General features: G+C 39.2%; 6 protein-coding genes. 3 read left to right on the top strand and 3 right to left on the bottom strand.

The window, feature by feature from the left end; all coding sequences use genetic code 11:
* The 3 genes from ACOVQ4_RS05235 to ACOVQ4_RS05225 all read right to left on the bottom strand — a co-directional run.
* The coding region (locus ACOVQ4_RS05235; protein WP_421819601.1) for a carbon-nitrogen hydrolase at nt 1-869 on the bottom strand (869 nt) is incomplete at its 3' end.
* Complete coding sequence (locus ACOVQ4_RS05230) at nt 863-1855, bottom strand: glycosyltransferase family 9 protein (RefSeq protein ID WP_421819600.1); 993 nt, start codon at nt 1853-1855, stop codon at nt 863-865. The genes ACOVQ4_RS05230 and ACOVQ4_RS05235, both read right to left, overlap by 7 nt.
* Before the next feature lie 284 nt (nt 1856-2139).
* Nucleotides 2140-2850: a hypothetical protein gene (locus ACOVQ4_RS05225; protein WP_421819599.1), complete on the bottom strand. Its 711-nt coding sequence runs from the start codon at nt 2848-2850 to the stop codon at nt 2140-2142.
* A 154-nt stretch (nt 2851-3004) separates the two neighbouring features.
* On the opposite strand from ACOVQ4_RS05225, the gene ACOVQ4_RS05220 reads away from it, so the two are divergent.
* The 3 genes from ACOVQ4_RS05220 to ACOVQ4_RS05210 all read left to right on the top strand — a co-directional run.
* Complete coding sequence (locus ACOVQ4_RS05220; RefSeq protein ID WP_421819598.1) at nt 3005-4498, top strand: glycine--tRNA ligase; 1494 nt, start codon at nt 3005-3007, stop codon at nt 4496-4498.
* 193 nt (nt 4499-4691) lie between these two features.
* Complete coding sequence (locus tag ACOVQ4_RS05215; protein WP_421819597.1) at nt 4692-4862, top strand: hypothetical protein; 171 nt, start codon at nt 4692-4694, stop codon at nt 4860-4862.
* Between the two features lie 32 nt (nt 4863-4894).
* A partial coding sequence (locus ACOVQ4_RS05210; protein WP_421819596.1) for a P1 family peptidase occupies nt 4895-6017 on the top strand: 1123 nt, incomplete at its 3' end.

Here is a 6017-nt window from a genome sequence, read left to right as displayed (position 1 = left end):
TAATCAATATATCTCTTCAAAATCGGGTCATAGCTATCAATACGACGGTCGCGCAAATAGGGCCATGTGCTTCTGTAATATTCTGTTTTAGCTAAATCTATTTCTTGAACATGCACTTCTTCGTTTTCGTGTGAGCCAAGATATAGCAATGAACCAAACGGATTTGCCACAAAACTTCCACCCCAAAACTGTTGGTCAGCTTCACGACCTACACGGTTTACAGATACCACGTGTACGCCATTGGCTACAGCATGCGAGCGTTGAATCGTCTGCCAAGCATTGTATTGCTCACGGTTGATATTTGGGTCGGTTTCGTTGGTATCCCAACCAATAGCAGTTGGATAGAACAACACCTCAGCGCCCATCAAGGCCGTAATACGAGATGCTTCTGGGTACCACTGATCCCAGCAAATCAAAATACCAATTTTAGCAAATTTGGTTTCAAATACTTTGTATCCTAAATCGCCTGGCGTAAAATAAAATTTCTCATAATACCCTGGGTCGTCTGGAATATGCATTTTACGGTATTTCCCTAAATACGTTCCGTCAGCATCCAAAACGGCCGTAGTGTTATGATATAATCCTGCGGCTCTTTTTTCAAATAATGAAGCGATGATTACTACGCCTAATTCTTTGGCAACAGCAGACAAAGTATCTGTTGATGGCCCAGGAATGGCCTCTGCTAATTTGAAGTTTTCGTGGTCTTCAACATCACAGAAATATAATGAAGTAAATAACTCTTGCAGACAAACAATCTGGGCTCCTTTAGCAGCTGCTTCACGAATACCCGAAATGGCCTTTTGCATATTGTCTGCCACGTTTTCAGAGCAAGACATCTGCACCAAACCAATATTTACCTTTTTCATGATGTATAATTTGTTTTAAATATTTTTTTCTCTAAACCTTTAAAATCTAAATCGTTTACACACTTAAAATGACCCAAAGGACATTTTTCATACCCAATTTTGGAACATGGTCTACATCCGATTTCTTTATTTTCGATAGCCACAAATGGTGTTTGATATGGATACATCCCAAACTCGGGAACTGTATTGCCCCAAATCGATACAACTTTCTTTTTTAGGGCCGCCGCCACGTGCATCATACCTGTATCGTGGCTAATTACCCAGAGCGATTGCTGTATCAGGGAGGCTGATTGGTTGAGGTTACAATTACCGCAGGTATTCAATATAGATTTACCTGATAATGCACTTGCTACCTGTTCTGCTTCTGGTTTGTCTTCGGGACCGCCAACTAAGATAATCGGATGTGATACTTCTTTGCATACTTCGATTATCTTTTTTACGGGTAGTTTTTTCGTTGCGTGTTGCCCTCCGATAGCATAAACCACAAACCCTTTACGATATTCCTCTGGAAGCCACTCAATAGGTAATTGGTCTTTTTCAGGAATAAAATAATCTAAGCCTTTGTTGTCATTCTTAATACCAAGTGTTGCTGTAGTGGCCAAATAGCGGTCTACGATGTGTACATCGGGCATTAAATTCTTTTTAAATTTGACTAAAATCCATTTTCTGAAATTGAGTTTGTCAAAACTAAAGGCTTTTACGCCTAACCTAAACTTAATAATTTGTGTTCGCAAATTGTGATGAAGGTCGATGACATAATCAAATTGCTCGGCTTTTAGTTCATCTACGAAAGTCGACAAAGAGCCATCCAATACATGGGTTTTATCCACATAAGGGTTGTTGTGTAGTAAAGACTGGTAGCTTTTTTTTGTCGCAAAATGTACTAGAGCATTGGGATACTGTTGTTTGATACAGCGAATCACAGGAGTTGTCAGTACAATATCGCCAATGGATGAAAAGCGAAGAATGAGGAATTTTGTCTGAGGCATGGTGGCCAGTGTTAATTTTTCGCAAAGATACACAAAATACTTTTTCGAAGCACTTTGCCTATGGTCAATGCCCAAAAACAATAATAGGCATCCCTCACTGGGGATGCCTATTAATAAGATTACCTAACCACTAATTGTTATTTAATGAGAACCTTTGAAAAGGTCTTATGAGACCAAGAAGATTACACATTGCAAATATCCATAATTAAATGATTAACCTCCAAACGGGGCTTTGTGATTGGTAGATTTGGCTTTATATATGGACGAATTGAACTTACAACTGGTTAGTTACTAAGCTTTTTCAATACATATTTTTCCTTACCTTTTCGTCCTTTTAGGCAATCTTTGGTATCGGGGTCTTGCTCTAGGCAATCAATATTATAAATAATCAAGTGGTTGTCCTTAAACTCAAAAATATAAGATTGGCCCGTCATAGCATCCCTAACTTTATTGAGTACAATGAGGTCAAACGGTAGTATTTTTTCAATAAAATCACATTTAGGGAAAAAATACTTAACACCAGAAAGCCCTGTTACAGTACCGTTAGCATTAAACTTTACGGGTTTCCCATTTAACTCATAGTTCCCCTCAAAAAGTATTTCCTCCAAACACATCGTAGGGTCGGTCGACTTGATTTTGACGAAAGACTCTTTTCCTATTTTTATTTTCTTATCAGCTTCCACAATGCTTATTGCGCCAATTTTTTCTTTTGGTTCTGTTCGCCATAATTCATAGCCATTGCCTACGGGTTTCAGAATAGTTTCTTCTCCTTCATGAAAATTCCAGCCCAGAAAGTGCCCACCTTTAAGTTGTTTCGTAAAAACAATATTACTCTGAAAATAACTAGAAAAAGCTTTCATAGGCGACTTGGTTTTCATGACGGTATTATAATACTTTTCATTTATCCACTGGCCAGCAAAAGGATTGGTTTGAGCAAAAAGATTTGGCGTTAGTCCAAATAGGAAAACGAAGATTTTGAAATAACGAAAGGTCATTTTTAGAAAAATTTTAGGGTTCAGTAGAAGCAAGTTAATGAATTATTACAAAAGTCAGCAAGAAAAGGGATAACTTTGCAGACCGAACGTAAACCTCTCAATTTATAAGGCTGAGGTTGGACGTGGATGATTGATTTTTGAAACCGAAAAAACAATGGCTGAACAGAAACAAGATACGGCATCTGCATTAAAAGACATTATTTCACATGCCAAAGAATATGGCTTTGTGTTTCCTTCTTCTGAGATTTATGACGGTCTACAAGCCGTATACGACTACGGTCAAAATGGTGTAGAGTTGAAAAACAACCTTAAAACTTTATGGTGGAAAGCAATGACTATGTTGAACGACAACGTAGTGGGTATAGATGCGTCCATCTTTATGCACCCTCTCACTTGGAAAGCTTCTGGGCACGTTGACTCTTTCAACGACCCAATGATTGATAACAAAGATTCGAAAAAACGCTACCGTGCCGACCAATTGTTGGAAGGCCGTGCCGAGGAATACGAAAAAGCTGGTACTCCAGAAAAAGGTAAAGCTTTGTTAGAAGCTATGGCAAAAGCCATGACCGACGACGATATGTCGGGCTTACGTCAGTTGATTATTGACGAAGATATCAAATGTCCTATTTCAGGTACTGGCAACTGGACTGAAGTTCGTCAGTTCAACTTGATGTTCTCTACGCAAGTAGGGGCTGTTTCCGAAGATGCATCATTGATTTACCTTCGCCCCGAAACTGCTCAGGGTATTTTTGTAAACTTCCTGAACGTGCAAAAGTCTGGTCGTATGAAAGTGCCATTTGGTATTGCCCAAATCGGTAAAGCTTTCCGTAACGAGATTGTAGCTCGTAACTTCATTTTCCGTATGCGTGAATTTGAACAAATGGAAATGCAATTTTTCTGTCGCCCTGGTACCGAAATGCAATGGTACAATGCTTGGAAAGAAACTCGTTTAAAATTCCACAAAGCTATTGGTTTGCCAGCAGAAAAGTTACGTTATCATGACCACGAAAAATTAGCTCACTATGCTAATGCCGCCGTGGATATTGAGTACGAATTTCCATTCGGTTTCAAGGAAATGGAAGGTATTCACTCTCGTACAGATTTTGACTTAAAATCTCACCAAGGACTTTCGAAGAAAAAACAACAATACTTCGATGCCGACTTGGACGATAACGGTAAACCTTACGGAAACTATATTCCTTACGTGGTAGAAACCTCGGTAGGAGCAGACCGTTTGTTCTTAGCAGTACTTTGTAATGCTTACACCAACGAAGTAGTAGGCGAAGGCGAAGCAGCAAAAGAAAGAACTTTCTTGAAGTTCCACCCATCTGTTGCGCCAATCAAGGCTGCTGTGTTACCATTGGTGAAAAAGGATGGTTTAGCAGAAAAAGCACAAGATATTTATCATTCATTAAAGCGTTCATTCAACGTAACTTATGATGATGGTGGAGCGATTGGTAAGCGTTATACTCGCCAAGATTTGGTAGGAACTCCATTCTGTATTGCAGTAGATTACCAAACTATGGAAGATAATACCGTAACGATTCGTCACCGTGATAGCATGGAGCAGGAGCGTGTAGCGATTGCTGACCTTCGTGAGAAAATCGGTTTTGCGGTTTCGATGGAAAGAGTTTTTGAGCAATTGTAAAAAAATCTTTTTCAAAGTATCAAAACGCCTAGTAAGTTCGCTTGCTAGGCGTTTTTGTTTAAATACTTTGGAAAAGAATTTTGGTTTATGTTTTTGAAATTGAAACTGCTTTTTCAAGAGTTTTTTAAGGTAAAATAAAACTCCCAAAAAAACTCTGTAACTTTATTTTATCAAACTATAAAACATTTTTAGCATGATTACAATCAATAATGAAGGGGAATATGAAAAAGCGTCGGAGCGTGCCGACGAAATCTATGGTGCCAAACCTGGCACACCAGAACACAAAGAATTACAGGAGCTCTTGAAAGCATTGAAAAAGTATGAAGATGATTTTGTGAAAATGTTGAAAGGTTTTAACTCCTAAATCACAGTTGTGCTCGAATCATTTTTTTACTCATGAAACAAACTTTCCTCTTTTTGATTTTTGTGTCGATGGCCTTGAACATATCTGCGCAAAAAAGACTTCGTGATTATGGCGTCAAAATTGGTGTTATGAAAACAGGTGCACTCAATGCCATCACCGATGTCAAGGGCGTGAGAGTAGGTCATACTACTATTCAGCAAGGAGATAGCATTAATACGGGTGTAACAGCCATTATTCCTGCCGAAGGAAATCTTTTTCAAAATAAAGTACCAGCAGCGATTTATATTGGTAATGGCTTTGGCAAACTGATGGGAATATCTCAGGTAAAGGAATTAGGTAATATTGAAACTCCAATTGTATTGACCAATACCTTGTCGATTGCTACCGCAGCTGATGCTATCATTGATTATTCGGTATCGCAAAAAGAAAATCAAAATTTACGTTCGATAAATGCCATTGTTGGTGAAACCAACGATAGTTATCTCAACGACATCGTAGGTCGTCATGTCAAAAAGCAACATGTACTTGCGGCGATAGAGAAGGCTAAAAATGGTGTTGTGGCCGAAGGCAATGTAGGTGCTGGAACAGGGACAGTTTGTTTTGGTTTTAAGGGAGGCATAGGTACAGCCTCCAGAGTATTGCCCAAAGCGTCGGGAGGATATACCGTTGGGGTGTTGGTACAAACCAATTTTGGAGGCGTATTACAAATTGATGGCGTACCCGTAGGAGTGGCATTGAACCAATATTTTCTTAATAATCAACTTAATGACCCTGCCGATGGTTCTTGTATGATTGTGGTGATTACTGATGCGCCCGTTACCGCTCGAAATTTAGAACGGATAGCCAAACGAGCCATGATGGGCTTGGCCAAAACGGGTGGAATTGCCTCCAATGGTAGCGGAGATTTTGTTATAGCCATATCCAATGCCGAGGGGCTCCGAGTTCCACACGAGTCTAAAGAAAAGTTACAGACGGTTCAAGAGTTGCGTAATGACGAAGTTTCTCCTTTATTTTTAGCAACGATTGAAGCTACAGAGGAGGCTATTCTTAATTCGCTTTTTGCTGCCAAAACCCTCAAAGGAAAAAATGGCACAATTCAGGCATTGCCCATTGATCAAACTATTAAGTTGTTGAAAGAGTATAAGAAAATTAATT

Origin of the sequence: Flectobacillus sp., assembly GCF_049240685.1 — a bacterium.
Classification (GTDB): domain Bacteria; phylum Bacteroidota; class Bacteroidia; order Cytophagales; family Spirosomataceae; genus Flectobacillus.
The sequence above is the reverse complement of the archived record's forward strand: the minus strand, read 5'-3'. Positions and strand labels throughout refer to the sequence as shown.

What these genes read in the sequence shown, in the direction of transcription:
- ACOVQ4_RS05230 (WP_421819600.1), bottom strand. Translation starts at nt 1,855, where the DNA reads ATGCCTCAGACAAAATTCCTCATTCTTCGCTTTTCATCCATTGGCGAT.
- ACOVQ4_RS05215 (WP_421819597.1), top strand. Translation starts at nt 4,692, where the DNA reads ATGATTACAATCAATAATGAAGGGGAATATGAAAAAGCGTCGGAGCGT.
- ACOVQ4_RS05220 (WP_421819598.1), top strand. Translation starts at nt 3,005, where the DNA reads ATGGCTGAACAGAAACAAGATACGGCATCTGCATTAAAAGACATTATT.
- ACOVQ4_RS05225 (WP_421819599.1), bottom strand. Translation starts at nt 2,850, where the DNA reads ATGACCTTTCGTTATTTCAAAATCTTCGTTTTCCTATTTGGACTAACG.